This is a genomic window from Gilliamella sp. wkB7 (assembly GCF_001693435.1).
GTDB lineage: Bacteria > Pseudomonadota > Gammaproteobacteria > Enterobacterales > Orbaceae > Gilliamella > Gilliamella apicola_N.
Genome location: NZ_CM004509.1, coordinates 2,557,295 through 2,575,879 on the forward strand (window position 1 = coordinate 2,557,295; position 18,585 = coordinate 2,575,879).

15 protein-coding genes are annotated in these 18,585 nt (G+C 34.0%); 9 read left to right on the top strand and 6 right to left on the bottom strand.

Going from position 1 to position 18,585, the window contains the following annotated elements:
* Positions 1 to 9: 9 nt before the first annotated feature.
* From tssA to A9G17_RS11330, 6 genes are all read left to right on the top strand, one after another.
* On the top strand, positions 10 to 1,614 hold the full coding sequence (gene tssA, locus A9G17_RS11305) for a type VI secretion system protein TssA (RefSeq protein WP_065738793.1): 1,605 nt from the start codon (positions 10 to 12) through the stop codon (positions 1,612 to 1,614).
* Positions 1,615 to 1,666: 52 nt separating this feature from the next.
* Positions 1,667 to 3,430 (top strand): type VI secretion system baseplate subunit TssF, encoded by a 1,764-nt coding sequence (gene tssF, locus A9G17_RS11310; RefSeq protein ID WP_065738794.1) that lies wholly within the window; start codon positions 1,667 to 1,669, stop codon positions 3,428 to 3,430.
* The gene (gene tssG / locus A9G17_RS11315; RefSeq protein ID WP_065738795.1) at positions 3,394 to 4,440 is read left to right on the top strand and encodes a type VI secretion system baseplate subunit TssG; all 1,047 of its coding nucleotides are present in this window, start codon (positions 3,394 to 3,396) and stop codon (positions 4,438 to 4,440) included. Before tssF ends, tssG begins: the two co-directional genes overlap by 37 nt.
* Positions 4,441 to 4,455: 15 nt before the next feature.
* Positions 4,456 to 4,965, top strand: coding sequence for a type VI secretion system lipoprotein TssJ (tssJ, locus tag A9G17_RS11320; RefSeq protein ID WP_065738796.1), 510 nt, complete (start codon positions 4,456 to 4,458; stop codon positions 4,963 to 4,965).
* A gap of 5 nt (positions 4,966 to 4,970) precedes the next feature.
* A complete protein-coding gene (gene tssE, locus A9G17_RS11325) occupies positions 4,971 to 5,396 on the top strand; it encodes a type VI secretion system baseplate subunit TssE (protein ID WP_065738797.1) in 426 nt (141 codons plus the stop codon).
* A gap of 638 nt (positions 5,397 to 6,034) precedes the next feature.
* On the top strand, positions 6,035 to 6,961 hold the full coding sequence (locus A9G17_RS11330; RefSeq protein WP_065738798.1) for an L-lactate dehydrogenase: 927 nt from the start codon (positions 6,035 to 6,037) through the stop codon (positions 6,959 to 6,961).
* 481 nt (positions 6,962 to 7,442) lie between these two features.
* On the opposite strand, the gene A9G17_RS11335 is transcribed toward A9G17_RS11330, so the two are convergent.
* From A9G17_RS11335 to ilvG, 6 genes are all read right to left on the bottom strand, one after another.
* Positions 7,443 to 8,423, bottom strand: coding sequence for a Gfo/Idh/MocA family protein (locus A9G17_RS11335; protein WP_065738799.1), 981 nt, complete (start codon positions 8,421 to 8,423; stop codon positions 7,443 to 7,445).
* 216 nt (positions 8,424 to 8,639) lie between these two features.
* Positions 8,640 to 10,181 carry a threonine ammonia-lyase, biosynthetic gene (gene ilvA / locus A9G17_RS11340; RefSeq protein WP_065738800.1) on the bottom strand — a complete coding sequence of 514 codons (1,542 nt, stop codon included), beginning with the start codon at positions 10,179 to 10,181 and terminating at the stop codon, positions 8,640 to 8,642.
* 2 nt (positions 10,182 to 10,183) lie between these two features.
* On the bottom strand, positions 10,184 to 12,034 hold the full coding sequence (gene ilvD / locus A9G17_RS11345) for a dihydroxy-acid dehydratase (protein ID WP_065738801.1): 1,851 nt from the start codon (positions 12,032 to 12,034) through the stop codon (positions 10,184 to 10,186).
* 132 nt (positions 12,035 to 12,166) lie between these two features.
* Positions 12,167 to 13,096, bottom strand: a complete 930-nt coding sequence (locus A9G17_RS11350; RefSeq protein WP_065602053.1) for a branched-chain amino acid transaminase — start codon at positions 13,094 to 13,096, stop codon at positions 12,167 to 12,169.
* 170 nt (positions 13,097 to 13,266) lie between these two features.
* Positions 13,267 to 13,497: an acetolactate synthase 2 small subunit gene (gene ilvM / locus A9G17_RS11355; RefSeq protein WP_065738802.1), complete on the bottom strand. Its 231-nt coding sequence runs from the start codon at positions 13,495 to 13,497 to the stop codon at positions 13,267 to 13,269.
* Between the two features lie 3 nt (positions 13,498 to 13,500).
* Positions 13,501 to 15,177, bottom strand: coding sequence for an acetolactate synthase 2 catalytic subunit (gene ilvG, locus A9G17_RS11360; RefSeq protein ID WP_065738803.1), 1,677 nt, complete (start codon positions 15,175 to 15,177; stop codon positions 13,501 to 13,503).
* Between the two features lie 941 nt (positions 15,178 to 16,118).
* On the opposite strand from ilvG, the gene A9G17_RS11370 reads away from it, so the two are divergent.
* The 3 genes from A9G17_RS11370 (at position 16,119) to A9G17_RS11380 (ending at position 18,566) form a co-directional block, all read left to right on the top strand.
* Positions 16,119 to 17,006 carry an SDR family oxidoreductase gene (locus A9G17_RS11370; RefSeq protein WP_065738805.1) on the top strand — a complete coding sequence of 296 codons (888 nt, stop codon included), beginning with the start codon at positions 16,119 to 16,121 and terminating at the stop codon, positions 17,004 to 17,006.
* A gap of 136 nt (positions 17,007 to 17,142) precedes the next feature.
* On the top strand, positions 17,143 to 17,670 hold the full coding sequence (locus tag A9G17_RS11375) for a hypothetical protein (RefSeq protein WP_065738806.1): 528 nt from the start codon (positions 17,143 to 17,145) through the stop codon (positions 17,668 to 17,670).
* 473 nt (positions 17,671 to 18,143) lie between these two features.
* Positions 18,144 to 18,566 (top strand): hypothetical protein, encoded by a 423-nt coding sequence (locus A9G17_RS11380; protein ID WP_065738807.1) that lies wholly within the window; start codon positions 18,144 to 18,146, stop codon positions 18,564 to 18,566.
* Positions 18,567 to 18,585: the final 19 nt, after the last annotated feature.

The following is an 18,585-nucleotide window of genomic DNA, read 5'->3' on the forward strand; positions in this document are numbered from 1 at the left end:
ATTAATGTTATGTTTAGTCAATTATTAAGCCGTTTTACAGGTACTGATGATCAGAGCAAACTGATACAAAAGTTAAATCAAACTTGGGTTGATTGGTTACAGCCAATCAATCCAGATAAACCAACAGGTGAAGATTTGACTTATCATGATACTTTTCAAGATATTAAAGAACAAATCGCAAAAATATCTGGTATCGATTATTCATTTGTTATTGTTGAGAGTGAAAGCTTACTAAAACGAAGTAGTAAAGATATTCGTGTGGCTACATATTATTGTTTAGCGCGATTATATCAAGATGGTGTAGATGGTTTTGCTGATGGTCTTGAAATATTGGCTGGATTACTTGATACATTTGGACCATTGATTTATCCATCAAGACCTAATATACGCAAAAATGCCATAGAATGGCTTACTAACGCGCGTTTTATAGATCAATTGACACAATTACAACCTATAAGTGATGAGCTTTTAGGTCGTATTATCGCTGCGTTAAGTCAGATAGATAGTAGTTGTCAAAAATTATTTAATTCTGAAACGCCTAATCAGTCAATAACACCGCCTGATTTATCGGCGTTGGTTCATTTTTTTGGCAATATAGCAAAACAACCAGCTAAAACTACAAACGAAGAACAACCGTCACAAACGCCGGTCAATCCTGTACCTGTCTCAGAAGTACAACAAAGTAACGTTGAAATAAAAATTAGTTCTCAACGAGATTTACTTGACCAAGCTAGAAAAATGGCTGCATTTTTACGAGAAAATCCTGAAGGTTACCTTGCTGCAGGACGTTTTTTGCGAGTAATCCGCTGGGATATGATTGCAGATTTACCACCTGTTGATTCTAAGGGTAAAACAAGATTACCAGCACCAAGAGCGGAACTTAAACAAAATATTAATCGGTTAATTCTCCAAAAACAGTGGTCAACACTTTTCGAACGTGTTGAAAATGCTTTTATGGAAAATGCAAATCATTTTTGGTTAGATCTGCAACGTGCTTCTGTTTTAGCCCTAAAAAACATGGGTGAACCTTATCGGTCTTGGGCTGATATTTATTTAACAGATATTGGCTTAATGTTAGAACGCTTAAATGGAATTGAAAATCTCTATTTTGACAATGGTATGCCTTTTGCTGATGATGAAACATTAAGCTGGATTGCTAGTGATGCTCGTATACATCATTTAGGTGAAGGTGATAGCATTGAACCTATTGCTGTATCGGGTGAAAACGATTGGGGTGAGATTGAAAAACAAGCCTTAGAATTAGCTCAAACAGAAAGCCTAGAACATGCATTCCAATGGCTACAAAGTTTACCATCATTGCGTTCACCTAAACAACAATATTTATTACAATATACGCAAGCAAGAGTTGCGGAACAATTAGGAAAGCAAGATATTGCATTAACATTACTGGTAGGATTAAATAATCAACAGCAATCAATTACTTTGTTACAATGGGAACCTGAACTATTATTTGATATTAAAAGATTTTTACTCAAATTAATTAAACAAAAAAATTTACAAAAAGATAATAATAGAAATTTTGGTGAACAAATAGAGGATTTGCAACATGAACTCATGCAGCTCAATCCAGCTAGGGCACTAAGTGTGATTTAAACTCTTAATAAACGAGTCACGTTAGAAAAATATAAAACTAAAGAGATAAAGAATGGATGATTTGATTTTACGCTATTATGAGTCAGAAATGCGTTACTTGCGGGAAGCAGGGAAAGAATTTGCCAAAATTCATCCTGATAGAGCAGGTCAATTGAATTTAGATCGTGTTGGTGATCGTGATCCATATGTTGAAAGATTATTTGAGGGTTTTGCTTTTTTGACAGGACGATTACGTCAAAAAATTGATGATGATTTACCAGAATTAACTGAGAGCCTTGTGAGTTTGTTATGGCCTCATTATTTAAGATTAATACCTTCATTATCGATTATTGAGCTTACACCGAATTACTCCACATTGTCACGTTTGGAAGTTATCCCCAAAGGGTTACAAGTTCAAACAGAACCGCTTGGACCGAAAGGAACAAGGTGTCCGTTCCGAACAACTCAATCAGTAACTCTGCAACCTGTTAAAATTAATCAGGTAAGATTAGGAGTACACCAAGATGGACGAAGCATTATCAACATTCGTTTAGGTTTTGGTGAACTAATTGATTTTGAACAAGTTGATTTGTCTAAATTACGACTCTATTTAAATGCAGATGCGCCAATCGCTTCAACATTGCATCATGCATTAACTCATCAAGTTTCAGCAATACAGTTGCGCTATTCTAATCAACCTAATGAAATAGTCCGTTTTCAAGGAAAAATAACGCCAGTTGGCTTTAGTGAAGAAGATCGCTTATGGCTAAAACCAGATAATGCTTTTGCGGGCTATCAGTTATTATTAGAATACTTTGCTTTTCGTGAAAAATTTATGTTTGTTGATCTACATGGACTTAATATTCGTAATGTTCCAGAAAGTTGTGAATATATTGATATTGAAATTATCCTGAGTCAAACTTGGCCAAGTGATATGCCTTTTAATAAGGATAACATTCGATTACATTGTGTGCCAGTTATAAATTTATTTGATATGGAAGCTGATCCTATTGTAGTTAATCAACTAGAAAGTGAATATCTGCTTAGACCATTATTACGTCAAGATGGACACATTGAAATTTACTCAGTTGAGAATGTTGAAGCTATAACTCGTAACGGTCGCTATAGTTATGTTCCTTTCACTAGCTTTAAGCATAGGGGGGGTATGTTACGTCATGATGCACCTGAAAGGTATTATCATACTCATGTTCGAAAAGGTGCTTCTGGATTACATGAAACTTGGTTGGTTTTGGGGGGTAAAATTTGGGATAAAGATCAATCTCTTGAGACTGAAACGTTATCATTACGGGTTACTGGTACCAATGGTATGTTACCTCGCAAGACGTTAAGCAATGCACGGATACAATCACTGAGCAGTTCACAAAATAGCATCTCAAGTGTTAGAAATTTATGCTCACCAACATTACCTTGTTATCCGCCAACCGAGGATCGTTTTCATTGGCGAGTATTATCACATTTAGCACCTAATTATTTGTCATTAATTAATGCTGAAGTATTAAGAGGAACACTTGCTTTATATGATTGGACTGAAAATGAGCTTAATCGTCGACGCTTAGAAGGTATCGTCGATGTATCTCATAGAATGATAAAACGAATTGAAAAAGGAATGTTACAAAGAGGAATAGAGATTGAAGTAACTATAAATAGTTTCCAGTTTACTGGCGAAGGTGATGTGATGCTTTTTGGTGAGTTATTACATCAATTTTTTGCTCTATATGCTGACGTTAATTTATTTACTCAATTAGTCATTAATCTTCTACCTGTTGGAAATAAAATAGTATGGAATCAAAGCAAAATATCGAAAGTAGCGCTTTAATGCAAGAGCTTGAAAAAGTACTCCCAAAAATAAACTTTTATCGTTTTTGTCAGTTACTTGAGCAACTCTACGCTAAAGAAGAACCCATACTAGGAAGAGCGGAAACTCCAACTGCTGATCCTTTACGCTTTGCGCCATCAATTGATATGTCGTTTCCTGCGAGCGAATTACAGTATATTGAAAGATTGCCGTATTTAAATCGCCCGGCAACGGTAAGAACTCGCTTTTTTGGTTTGTATGGTGTTGACGCAGTATTACCTTTTGGATTATTGCACAATATTATCCGACGTGAAGAAAACTATCATGCGATGACTGATTTTCTAGATATATTCAACCATCGATTTATAACACAATTTTATCGAATTTGGTTGAAATATCATTATCCAGCCTGTTTTATAAATGGTGGTAAAGATTCTATATCTCAGTGTTTGCTTGGACTGACAGGTCTTATAATAAAAGGAACTAGCGAACAAATTGGTTCGCCTGCTTCGCGATTTTTGGCTCTGTTAGGTCTGGTTACACAAAAAACACGAACGGCTGAAGGTATTGCTGGTTTAACAAGAGTAATAGTTAGTGATGCTAAAGTTGATATAACGGAATTTTATCCTACTTGGCACTCTATTGAAAACCCAGCTCAAGTAGGTGGTAAAACTAACAAAATAGGTTTAGATGGTAGTGCTGTCTTAGGATCTCGCTTAAAAGAATGTAATCAAACAATTCATATAGCCATAACTCCTCAACATGAAGATCAGATTATGGATTTACTCCCTGATGGGCAGTTATATAAGGATCTCATGGCATTGATGCGTGCATATTTAGGTTATCAAGTTGATGCCAAAATTACACTGTATATTAAGCGAAATTTTTTGCCACGTAGCCGGCTAACATCAAAAAATTGTCGATTAGGACAAACTGCATCATTAACCAAAATGACAGAAAATGGCGAGTATATTCAAGATAAGGTAGCTGTAAATTTAGGTCACTATTGTGGAATTAATTATACAGCATGAAAAAAAGGAATCAGTATGAAACGAATTAATTTATTTATTATTTGTCTATTAACTATCTGTTTAAATGGATGTGGTATAGCACAAAGCGTAACGAAAGGTGCAACTAGTATTGGAAATAGTATTTTTTCGTGGGATATTAAAACATTACACTTAGATATAACAGCTAGAGCTGAATTAAATCTTGATGACGAAGAGAAATCATCTCCTGTTGTTATTAGAATTTATCAGTTAACTAAAGATACTGCATTTAAATCTGCATCTTATCAAAATCTGGTTGATCAAGATAATGATGAGTTGAAAGCAACGTTGCTTGATACTAAAGAAATTGTGTTAAAACCTGATACTTCTGTTTCAATAGAAGTACCTTTTGACAACAGAGCAAATTTTGCTGCGGTAGTTGCTCTTTATAATGATCCTGATTTAAAAGCGGATAATTGGCGATTAGTATTAAAACGCTCTGATTTACACATAACTAAAGCACGTAAAATAGAAGCAAGTAAATACATCATTAAACTAGTGGATTAAGATTAATGAGCGCATCTTTGTACGACATATTATATGGTTATTTTGAATCAGGCATCGCCATTGAAGATGTGTCTGAAAATGAACAAACCGTTATTAGTGTAATGGATAATATTGAGCGTATTTTAAATAGTCGGGCAGGTGCAATTATGCATATGCCCGATTATGGATTACCTGATATGTCGACAGTTTTTCAAGCATTACCTTCCTCAGCTTATGTTTTAATGCGGGCAATTGAGCAAACGTTATTAACTTATGAACCAAGGCTACAGGCTATTAACATCAATATTGATGAAAAAAATAATGATAACATGGTATTAGCATACGAAATGACTTGTTATTTTAAAGAGGGTGGATTGGTTCGATACGGTACTTATTTTATGTCAGATGGTAAAGCTCGGTTAAGATATACTCGTAAAACACCTAAAAACTGATTTTAAATTGCTTGAAAAAATAACAATAAAAGCAGTGGAATAAAAAAAACAATATGAGTAATAAGGCCAATAATTTTATCAGTCATCTAGCTGAAGGCTAAAGATTACATAGCTGTTTTCAAATATAGGAATATTAATATTCCTATATTTATTGATAAAAAACGTGAATACTCTAAAACAATTAATTAATAATATCGTATTTTTCACAAATAGATAAAATCCCAACCTTCTTTAAAGTATTATTATCTAAGAAGAATATATTAAAATTACTAGTATTAATGTTTACCATATATGATGATGGTAAACCATTGCAAACCATTAAAATTCCAATTTTAACAAATAAAAAAACGTGATAACCATTTATTAATATTAAATTGATAATCATGATATTTTAGATTAAATTCACTAATTACCTGAACCAACGTTATTAAGCTTTCCCAGAAAAATCTTTTCAACTAAGTTACCCTATATAGTCAGCTAGCTAAAAATTTACTGTTTAAACATTTTATATACATTGGTTTTATAAAAATCATAAATCATTAATTGCTGGAAATTGTAATACAGTAGGTATACGATGAGTAAATATTAAACAAAGTTAATTAACTTTTTTGAATAAACCGAAATTAATTGGGGGCAGTATGAAATTACGAAAAGTAATGATTATCGGCGTAGGTAATGTTGGTTCAACAACCGCTTATACATTTGTTAATCGAGGTATTTGTGAAGAAATCGCACTCGTTGATCTTAATAAAGAGTTAGCATATGGACATGCGCAAGATCTATTAGATGCAGCAGCCTATCGACAAAATATGATAAAAGTCAGCTTGCGTGAATCAACTGATTGTGCTGATATCGACATTGTTATTATCACCGTTACATCAGGGCTAGCCCAAAAAAGCCGAAAAGAAGAGTTAGACGGAACATCAAAAATTATCGCCAGTATTGTACCTAATATGATGAAGAATGGATTTAAAGGTATTTTTTTAGTCGCGACAAATCCTTGTGATGCCATCACTTATCAAGTTTGGAAATTATCTGGATTACCTCGTCACCGTGTAATTGGTACAGGCGTATGGCTTGATACGGTAAGATTACGTCGATTATTAGGTGAAAAAATGGATATCGGTCCACAAAGTATTGATGCTTTTATTGTTGGTGAACATGGTGACTCTCAATTCCCTGTTTGGTCACATTCCTCGATTTATGGTATCAATCTAAATCAATTAGAAAAAAATAAAATTGATTTTGCTCAAATCGGTACTCAAGCAAGAAAAATGGGTTTTGAAATCATGGAACGAAAACATTGCACTGAATATGGGATTGCTAGCACTATCACCGAAATTTGCCAACATATATTTACCAATAGTCACAGAGCGTTAGCACTTAGTTGTATTTTGGATGGTGAATATGGCTATAAAAATGTTGCTATTGGTGTACCAGCCATACTTGACCAACATGGTATCAAGAAAATTATTGAACTTGATTTTATTGAAAAGGAAAAACAGTTATTTGCAAACAGTGTTGAAATTGTTAAAGGTTATATTGAGCATATTAATTTAAACTAATATTTTTTACCATTGCTCAATTAGAGTATGGGCTTAATACTATTCATTTGTGGCATTATTTTTTAAAATATGCCACAAATAATCTTTTTTAATGATATTAAAATAGGTATTTGAGAATGTAACTGAACATATTCAGCAAAAATAAGAAATTGATGGACATTCGATTAATATATTAGATTATTTCCTTACAACGGTTTACATTTTCTTATAAAAATTAGTGCTGAAATATGAGCCACATTCACCATTTCATTAAAATTTCCTAGCGATCTGTTTAATCATAAATATTAAGAAAACTAATTAAATGATAATTTAAAATAGATAATTTTTGCTAAAAAAATTTAAACAGTCCAAGAATATTCGTCTATATTCAGTGTGTTCGGTTGGCATACTTGTAAATATCAATTACATTCAAACAACCAGATAGAAGCAAAGCATGAACGGTAAACCAAACCTATTTAATGTTTTAGTCATTCTTTAAATTTTAATCATTATCAGCTGGAAATTTTACATGGATTTGCTTTCTTATTTCAGTCAATAATTCTGATGAAATCACAGAATATTTTAGCCCTTTATGATTTATTTGTCTTTGTTGATAGAGCTTAGCAAACTCTAGCGCTTCATAATACATTTCGTTACTATTTTGTGTAAGGGTTATTTCTTGTAATTCTCCTTGCCTTGGCTGATAGAATACTTGTTCACAAACAGATAAGTGCTTAATAATTAAAGCGCCATCTTCGCCTTGTATTTCGCTATGAATAGATGAATTAGTGACTTTAGAGTGCCAAATAATAACATCAAAGTCATTATAATTTAATAAAACCGTACCATGAGCATCAACTCCGGATTCAAGTTGTGTGCCACTGGCATATATTGAGCTCGGTCTTTCCCATAAGCCTATTGCAAAATTAAGGGGGTAAACACCAATATCCATGATTGAGCCGTTCGAGAATTGAGGATTAAACGTGTTAGGATTTTCACCGTCTAAATAACTAGGGTACCGTGATGAATATTGACAATAATTTAATAAAGCTTTGTGTATTTTTCCTAATTTAGGTAGATAGTTTCGGATTAATTCAAAATTAGGTAAGTAAAAGGTCTTTAGCGCTTCGAAAATGATTTGTTGATTTTGTTTCGCAATATCTAATAATCTTTGAGTTTGTACTAAATTTGAAGTTAAAGGTTTCTCACAAATGACATCTTTATTGTTTTCTAACATTAACTTTGCTTGTGCAAAGTGTAGTGAGTTTGGGCTAGCAATATAGACTACGTCAATATTAGTATCGTTAGCTAATTTTATTAAATCATCATAAATAACACTAATATTATATTTTTGTGCAAACTGGCGAGCTTTATCTATATCTCGTGAATAAATAGCTGCAAGTTGATACTGTTGAGTTTGTAATGCGGCATCAATGAATTTTTCTGTGATCCAGTTGCTACCTATTGTTGCTAGTCTAATCATATGCATCCCTTTATAAATTTATTTGCTATATTAATCACTTTTTTGTAAAAAAGTTTGAGGTTAACATAACGTTTTAGTCTATTTTTTATCATATTATTAATAGGTTAGATAGCATAAATAGTAACATCTTTTACATTTAAGCGAAACATATATCAAAGAACTAAATATTTGATACCCATTAGACCACCCATAGTAAAAAGGGTGGTCATCATTATTTTAATGCGAATTGGTAAGAAAAAGTTTAATTGATGAATTTTGTGTTTCATTATGGAAACCATAACCAAGCTCAGTTAAATGTTGAGCAAATTTATTGCTATCTGTTTCATCAATTTCAAAAGCACAAAGTACTCTTCCGTAATCTGTGCCATGGCTACGGTAATGGAACATGGAAATATTCCAATTTGTTCCTAATGTTTGTAGAAACTTAAGTAATGCACCTTGTGATTCAGGAAATTCAAAGCTATAAACTTGTTCTTGAATCGGTTTACACGGTTTACCGCCAATCATATACCGAACATGAAGTTTTGCCATTTCGTCTTCAGATAAATCTACAACAGGATATCCCGCAGCCGCTAATTCTTGTAGTATGTCCTCTTTTTCATTACTTTTCGATATTCTGACACTGACAAAAATACAAGCTGATTTATCGTCATGATAACGATAGTTAAATTCCGTTACTGAGCGTCCGCCTAATAATTTACAGAAATTTAAAAAACTACCTTTCTTTTCAGGAATAGTCACCGACAATAACACTTCGCGTTTTTCACCAAGTTCACAACGTTCTGAAATGTAGCGCAGATTGTGGAAGTTTAAATTTGCACCAGATAAAATATGTGCTAGATTTTCACCACTAATATTATGTTGATTAACATATTTTTTTAGTCCTGCCAGTGCAACCGCACCTGATGGTTCAGCAATGGCGCGGACGTCATCAAATAAATCTTTTACTGCAGCACAAATTTCATCGCTATCAACGGTAACAATATCATCAATGTATTGTTGGCAGAGTCTAAATGTCTCATCTCCAATACGTTTAACGGCAACACCTTCAGCAAATAGCCCAACTCGACTTAAATCAACGGGTTTACCTGCATCAAGTGCAGCTTTCAAACAGGCTGCATCAGAAGGTTCAACCGCAATAACTTTGATTGTCGGCATAATTTGTTTAATTAATACTGCAATGCCTGCAGCAAGTCCTCCTCCCCCGACAGGCACAAAAATACGGTCGAGTTTGGCATTTTGTTGAAGTAATTCCATGGCAATACTGCCTTGACCAGCGATGACCAATGGGTGATCAAACGGAGGAATAAAAATTCGATTTTGTTCTTTGGCTAATTCCATTGCTTTTGCTTTGGCTTCATCGAAATTAGCGCCATATAAAAGTACTTCACCACCAAATTCTTTGACTGCCTCAACTTTGATATCTGCTGTAGTTAATGGCATGACAATAAGCGAATTTATGCCTAATTTTGTTGCCGAAAAAGCAACGCCTTGTGCATGATTTCCAGCCGATGCGGCAATCACGCCGCATTTACGTTCATCTTCGTTAAGACTGGCAATCATTGCTTGAGCTCCACGGATTTTAAAACTATGGACTAATTGCCGATCTTCACGTTTAACAAAGATTTGGTTTCCTATTCTTGATGAGATTTTTTCCATCTTTTCAAGTGGTGTGACATCTGCCACATCGTAAACAGCGCTGCAAAGTGTTGCTTTTAAATAATCAGCGCCAGTAAGTTTATTATCTTCTTGTTTCACAGTTAGCCACCTAGTTTGCTTTTATCACGAACAGCACCTTTATCTGCGCTAGTTGCTAAACTCGCGTAAGCTTTCAGTGCGTATGACACATAGCGGTTGCGATTATGTGGTGTATAAGCTTTATCACCACGAGCAATTTCTGCTACACGTCGTCTTTCAAGTTCATCATCAGGTACATCTAAAACTAATTTACGGTTAGGAATATCAATATCAATAATATCACCATCACGTACTAATCCTATCAAACCACCATTAGCCGCTTCCGGTGAGATATGTCCGATCGATAAACCAGATGATCCACCTGAAAATCGACCATCTGTAATAAGTGCACAAGCTTTGCCAAGACCCATTGATTTTAAATAGCTGGTTGGATAAAGCATTTCTTGCATACCCGGTCCACCTTTAGGACCTTCATAAATAATCACTACAACATCACCAGCAATTACTTTACCACCTAATATTGCATCGACAGCATCTTCCTGACTTTCAAATACTTTGGCCGGTCCTCTAAAAACTAAGTTTTCAGCAGCAACACTGGCGGTTTTGACAATTGCACCATCTTGAGCAACATTACCATAAAGCGTAGCTAACCCACCATCTTGACTATAAGCGTGGGCTTTGTCACGAATACAACCATTTTCACGATCGTCATCAAGCGTATCCCAATAACAATCCTGTGAAAAAGCTTTAGTTGTACGGATCCCTGCTGGCCCGCTGCGATACATTTTTTTCACAGTTTCATCATTAGTTTGGGTAATATCATATTGTGCAAACGTTTCTTGCAGAGTCAGTCCAAGCACATTGTGAACATCGCGTCTAAGCAATCCAGCCTTATCAAGTTCAGACATAATTGATACCACGCCACCGGCCCTATGGACATCTTCCATATGATATTTGGCAGTACTTGGAGCTACTTTACATAAATGTGGTACTTTGCGTGAGAGTCTATCAATATCTGACATGGTGAAGTCAATTTCACCTTCTTGAGCAGTGGCAAGTAAATGCAATACTGTATTAGTTGATCCACCCATGGCAATATCTAATGACATAGCATTTTCATAAGCGGCTTTGGTTGCAATAGATCGCGGTAGATAAGACGCATCATCTTGTTCATAATAACGTTTAGTAATTTCTACAATACGTTTAGCTGCTTTAAGAAATAATTGTTCTCGCTGTTTGTGCGTGGCAACGAGTGATCCATTCCCTGGTAGTGATAAACCTAAGGCCTCTGTTAAACAGTTCATGGAGTTCGCGGTAAACATACCTGAGCAAGATCCACACGTTGGGCAGGCAGATTGCTCAATGGCTTCACTGTCGGCATCACTAACATTTGGGTTAGCACTTTGGATCATAGCATCAACAAGATCGAGTTTGATAATTTGGTCAGATAATTTTGTTTTACCTGCTTCCATTGGACCGCCCGATACAAATACTGTTGGAATATTGAGGCGAAGTGACGCCATTAACATACCTGGGGTTATTTTATCGCAATTTGAGATGCAGATCATGGCATCAGCGCAATGTGCATTTACCATATATTCAACAGAATCAGCAATCAATTCTCGTGATGGAAGTGAGTAAAGCATACCACCATGCCCCATGGCGATACCATCATCTACTGCAATAGTATTGAATTCTTTAGCGATACCACCCGATGCCTCAATTTGTTTGGCGACAAGCTGCCCAATATCTTTCAGGTGTACATGTCCCGGTACAAATTGCGTAAATGAGTTAACGACCGCAATTATAGGTTTTCCAAAGTCTTCATTTTTAACGCCCGTTGCACGCCATAATGCACGGGCTCCAGCCATATTCCGACCTTCTACGGATGTTGCTGAACGATATTTAGGCATTTCTTGCTCCCAACTTTTTATTATTCAAGTTACCATTTAAAACGATATCTTGTTTTACATGATGCTATAAAGTAAATCACATTCTTGAAAAAAATCCGCCATGTTAACTGGAGGATCTCTAACAGGTATTCCCTATTTAACTAGATCTAACCAGCCATATTTATCTTCAGTTTGACCATTAAATAGACCAAAGAATGTTTGCTGGAGCTTTTTAGTAATTGGACCACAGCGACCAATACCGATTTCGATACGATCAACACTACGAACAGGAGTAATTTCAGCGGCGGTTCCTGTCATAAATACTTCGTCAGCTAAATAGAGTGATTCACGGGATAGTGTTTGTTCACGTACTTCAATTCCTAAATCACGTGCAAGGGTGATGATAGCATCACGGGTGATCCCCGGTAGTGCTGATGAAGATAATAACGGTGTAAATAATATACCATCTTTAACAATAAATAGATTTTCACCAGAACCTTCAGAAAGCTGACCATTTACGTCTAACGCAATCCCTTCTTGGAAGCCATTAGCGCGAGCTTCTGATCCGATGAGTAGTGATGATAAGTAGTTACCACCGGCTTTTGCTGCAGCTGGAATCGTATTTGGTGCAAAACGATGCCATGATGATACCATTGCATCAATACCTTGTTCTAAGGCATCTTCACCAAGATAAGCTCCCCATGGAAATGCTGCAATCATGACATCCGTTTTATAACCTGCTGGTGGTATAACACCCATGCCAACATCGCCGATAAATACTAATGGACGAATATAAGCACTTTCTAAATTATTCTTTTTGATAGTTTGGCGTGTTGCTTCCATAATTTCTTCAAGAGAATATGGAACAGGAAAACGATAAATTTTGGCTGAGTTTAATAATCTTTGAGCATGTTCTTTATGACGAAATATAGCAGGTCCTTTATGTGTATTATAGCAACGTACACCTTCAAACACCGATGTACCATAATGTAGTGCATGTGACATTACGTGCACTTTAGCATCTGCCCATGGAACCAATTCGCCATTAAACCAAATATAATCAGATTTTGCTGTAGTACTCATTTTTTGTTTTCCTCTTAAATTTTAATTTTGTTTAGCATGTATCTTGCTTTATGCTTTTATCAATTAAACATCGAACATTATACAATATTTTCTTGTTTGTTTAATATCTAAAATATTGACATATTTTAATTTAACTTTTTGTTTTACCGATAAATTATTTGTAAAATTTTTTATTCTATTGAAATAACATCTTCTAATTTAGCTACTTGGTTTTGTAACATTGAAAGATCTCTTTCAATAGTTAATCTGAGTGTCAAAATCAGTAAATTATTTTCAATAGTTTGCATTTGCATAGATTCAATATGTCCACCGCGATGACGAACAACACGTAAAATACGTTCCAATGTACCTAACGTGTCGTTAGCCTTTATGGTCAATTGATGTTGTATTTGTTGATTCATCACTTACTCCTTGCAACTTTGATCGAGCATGTTTTCGTTAGCTGCGCCTGGTGGTACTAATGGCCATACATTTTCTAATTCATCGATGCGCACATGCAATAAATATGCACCAGATGAATTAAACATATTATCAAGTGCAGAATTAATTTCTGATTTTTTTGTGATTATTTCACCCGGAATCTCAAATGCTTTTGCTAAAATTAAAAAATCAGGATTATCTGATAAATTAGTTTCACTATATCTTTCGTTAAAAAAGAGTTCTTGCCATTGACGAACCATGCCTAAACGTTGGTTATCAATTAATACTATTTTTATCGGTAATTTTTTACGTTTTATAGTGGTTAGTTCTTGTACGTTCATCATAAATGATCCATCACCCGATACACATATTACGCAATCATTAGGGCGAGCCATTTGTGCACCAATCGCTGCTGGTAAACCAAATCCCATAGTGCCCAATCCACTTGAGGTAATAAAATTTTGTGGATGATTAAAACGCATATGTTGGGCGGTCCACATTTGATGTTGACCAACATCTGTGGTGATTATCGTATTGGCTGACTTACGTTCGGAAATGGTTTTTAATAATGCTGGCGCATAAATGGCTTCACCAGGATGATCATAACGTGTAGGATGCTGTGCTTTTAATTCATCCACTTTTTTATGCCATGCTTCGATTGATACAGTTTGATTAAGCAATGGTAAAACCTGCTTAATATCACCTTGTAATCCTAAGTGTGTTTGGCGTAATTTATTGATTTCGGCTTGATCAATATCGACATGGATCACTTTTGCACAACGGGCAAATTCATTAAGATTACCTGTAACTCTGTCATCAAACCGTACACCTAAGGCGATAAGTAAATCGCACTCTTGTACGGCTAAATTGGCTGCTTTAGCACCATGCATACCAATTAAACCTAAATAATAAGGATTATTAATATCAGCAACTCCCAATCCTTTTAATGTTGAAACAGTTGGGATTTGAGTCAATGTCATAAAATCTTTCAATTCTGATATAGCGCCTGAAAGTCCAACACCTCCACCAATATAAAGCATCGGTTTTCGTGCTTGAGCGATCATTTTTTGGGCGAGTTTTATTGTTTCAGGTGGGATGGTATATAATTGTGTTTTATCAGGACTGTTTTTTATTAAAGATGGAGCTAAATATTGTTGATAATCTAAATTGGCAAGCTGTATATCTTTCGGAATATCAATTAAAATTGGTCCTGGCCTGCCTGAGTTGGCTAAATTAAATGCCTCTTCTAATGTATTGGGCAATTGTTTAGCATCATTTATTAAATAACTATGTTTGGTGCAAGCTAAGGATAATCCTAGAACATCTACTTCTTGAAAAGCATCCGTACCAATTAGATTAGTTGGAACTTGCCCTGTTATGGCAACAATAGGTACAGAATCAATTAATGCATCAGCAAGTCCAGTAATGATATTAGTCGCACCAGGGCCTGATGTCGCAATACAAACCCCGGTCTTGCCAGTTGAACGAGCATAACCAATTGCTGCCATGGCTGCCCCTTGTTCATGACGACATAATACATGTTCAATACCTCCATCATACAAAGCATCATAAAGAGGCATAATTTGTCCACCCGGATATCCAAAAACGGTGGTAACGCCTTTTTCTTTTAAGGTTTTTACTATCCACTGTGTTCCTAACATTTATTCCTCACTTGTTCTTTTTTGCCCAATCGTTGTTCATAAAAAAAACCCCGCTTTTTGGAGCGGGGTTTTTGATTTTATGTATAAACATATTTTTATTCAAAAACGCCCCCGCGTTGGAATAATGACCACGCTGACAATAATGTTGATAAGGACGTTTTTCAGTGAAAATTTCATAATATGTATTGATTAACTTTTTTGTCATTTTAAAAAATTATTTTAAACAAAATACTCGTTTTTAAAAAAAGTGCAACTATTTTTTTTGCTTTTATAAAGTGTTAGAAATGGATTGTAAAAAAGTTTCAGGTTAACTATACGTTTTAGTATAAAACATTTTAATATAATAACGTGATTTTGGCAGGTTAATATGGCCTTTTTAAATAATAATTAGTATTTGATCATTGTTAAATTATAGTTTTTGAAAACAAACATCTAATTATGGTTAAATAAAGAAAAACAAATATTAAAAATGGTTTATCTAATCATTATTAAAACTGTTTTTATTACTAAAAATACCTTTAATCTTCTTTATATAAATTTATCATCAAATCGAATTATAAATGCAAAATTTGTAATAACTAGCTTAGTTAAAATTAATTTGCTAAACTGGGAGTGGTGCAAGATTATGCAATACTCATGGCTTTGGTAATACTATTTTCAGTGACCCCGCCAAGCCAATCAAGGAATGACACCTTTAATAATATTCTACCTCTTTTTATTCATTAATTTAAATAGATACAGAGGGTGATATTAAGCAACAAGATTTAGCTTTAAGAAACAAATATTCAAATTTTATAATTATTAAATATAATTTATTGAATTAATTGGTTATTTTAAAGATATAAAATAGGCTTAACAATAGGATTTTGTGATTACTAATTGATTTTATTTAAGTTATATTGAATTTGTGTACAAATACATAATTAACTTAGGAGAATATAATGAGTAAACAAATTTGTAATCCTCTTACAAAATACCATCATGGTAAATTTCCAAAACAAAAACAAGCAGCACCCGCTCTACAGTGTGAAATGGATCCGATTCCTGATTGTGGTGAGAAAACATATCAAGGTCATGGTCGTTTAGAAGGTCGCAAAATGTTAGTAACAGGTGGTGATTCGGGTATTGGTCGAGCTGCGGCTATTGCTTATGCAAAAGAAGGTGCTGATGTGGCAATAAATTATCTTCCTTATGAACAGAAAGATGCTGAAGATGTCGCAAAGGTTATAGAAGCCGTTGGTCGTAAAGCAGTATTAATTCCAGGTGATTTAAGCGATGAGGCATTTTGTAAAAAATTAGTTGAACAAGCACATCAAAAATTGGGGGGATTAGATAATTTAACACTAGTTGCTGGTAAACAAACTGCTGTGGAAGATATAATGGAACTGACCACAGAACAAATTAAAAAAACATTCGAAATAAACGTATTTTCACTTTTCTGGGTTACTAAAGCGGCTTTAGGTTATTTAAAACCCGGTTCAACTATTATTACTACTTCCTCTGTTCAAGCTTATCAACCAAGTGGCAATTTATTAGATTATGCGGCAACTAAAACTGCAATTATTGCCTTTACTCGCGGCTTAGCCAACCAATTAAGCAGCAAAGGTATTCGTGTTAACTGTGTAGCACCAGGACCAGTTTGGACGCCATTACAAATCTGTGGTGGTCAGCCGAGTGATGTTATTCCTGAATTTGGTAAACAAACACCATTACAACGTGCAGGACAACCTGTTGAACTTGCTGGTGTATATGTACATTTAGCTTCTGAAGAGTCAAGTTATACCACAGCTGAAACATATGGCGTAACAGGTGGTATGCATATTAATTAATATTTTTTACAGTAAAAGGGCTCATAAAAGCCTTTTTACTGCATGTTTGAGTAATTAATTTCCTTTTAAATTAACCACTATTATACAAAACCATAATAGTAACTATACGGAACTTATAACCAATAAGGGCAGAACAATGAGAACATTTAAAGTAATTACTTTGGCAATGATGGGGCTTTTTTTAGTAAATTGTGATAATTCAAAACCAACAGTCAATAATATCAAAGAACAAGTTGAGCAAACAAGTTCAAAGGTTAGCGATAAAGTAGCAGAATTATATGAACAAACCAAATCTGCAACTCAAGATGCACTCAATAATTTAAAAGATGGTAATTATAGTCTTGCTCAAGATGCAATAATCAAAGGTTTAAGTTTAAAATTACCTTTGGATGTTGATCAAAATTCAACATTGGTCGATGTAACAAAAGGAAACGATATTATTAGTTATAAATATGATGTAAAAAATATAACTAAAGACGCATTTCAAGCTGAAAGCAATCAAAAAAATATTTTAAATGGTTTGCATACCCTTTATTGTAGTAAAGATGCGACTACCAACGCCATAAAATTAGTTTTTCCAAATGGCGCTAGCCATAATTATTACCTAAATGGAGAAAAAGTTTTAACACTTGATTTAAAACCTAGTGATTGTGATGCTAAATAATTTTGTACTTATCAATTATTGTTAATAAAAGGGCCGTTAGAGCCCTTTTATTTCAATTAGAAACAAAAATTGCATCATTTTGTTTAAAAAGGAATGAATAATTACGTAAATAATTTTGTGTTAAGTCACTGTGTTATAAGCCTGAGTTTGTTTAAATTTGCATTTAAAAAGGTAGACAAGAAATTTAATTTTTATTTTAAGCATATAGCTAATAATTATTGAGTTTTAGCCACTATTTTGTACAATAAGTTACACTTTTTTAAAAGTTAGGATGCTTTTTAATTGTGATGTTTTTAATGTAAAACAATTTTTGGCTGTTTATGGTTTATTTATTAAAGTTAATCAGTTTTATAATATGTTGTTATTAGATTGTAATTTTAAATGAGATTAATAGAGAGTTATATTTTATATACATAAACGTACTGAAGAAAGTATCTGATAATATTGAAAATATGAATAATTGAGGAATAAATATGAAAGTTATAAAAATAACAACATTAGTTTTAATAAGTCTAGGATTATTTGGTTGTGATAACAGTGAAAAAGCAAAAAAAGATGAAGCAGAAAAGCTAACTAAAACACAAGATATAATTATTAGTGATGCGAAAAAATCTCTTCCTTACCAAGTTGATTCCGTAACCAGTTTAGTAGATATTTTTAAAGATGATAATTCTATTAACTATCGATATGTTATTAAGGCATCTAAAGACCAATTACAAATTTCTGAAACAGAAAAAATGACGTCCGAAAATTTGAAGAAAGTTTATTGTACCGACAATCAGCAAGTTAAAGACTTTCGGGATGCTTTTCCTAATGGTGCTGTCCACAATTATTATATTAATGATGAAAAATTATTTAGCGTAAAATTAACACCAGCTTCATGTAACGCTAACTAAAGTTCTGATTTATTAATTT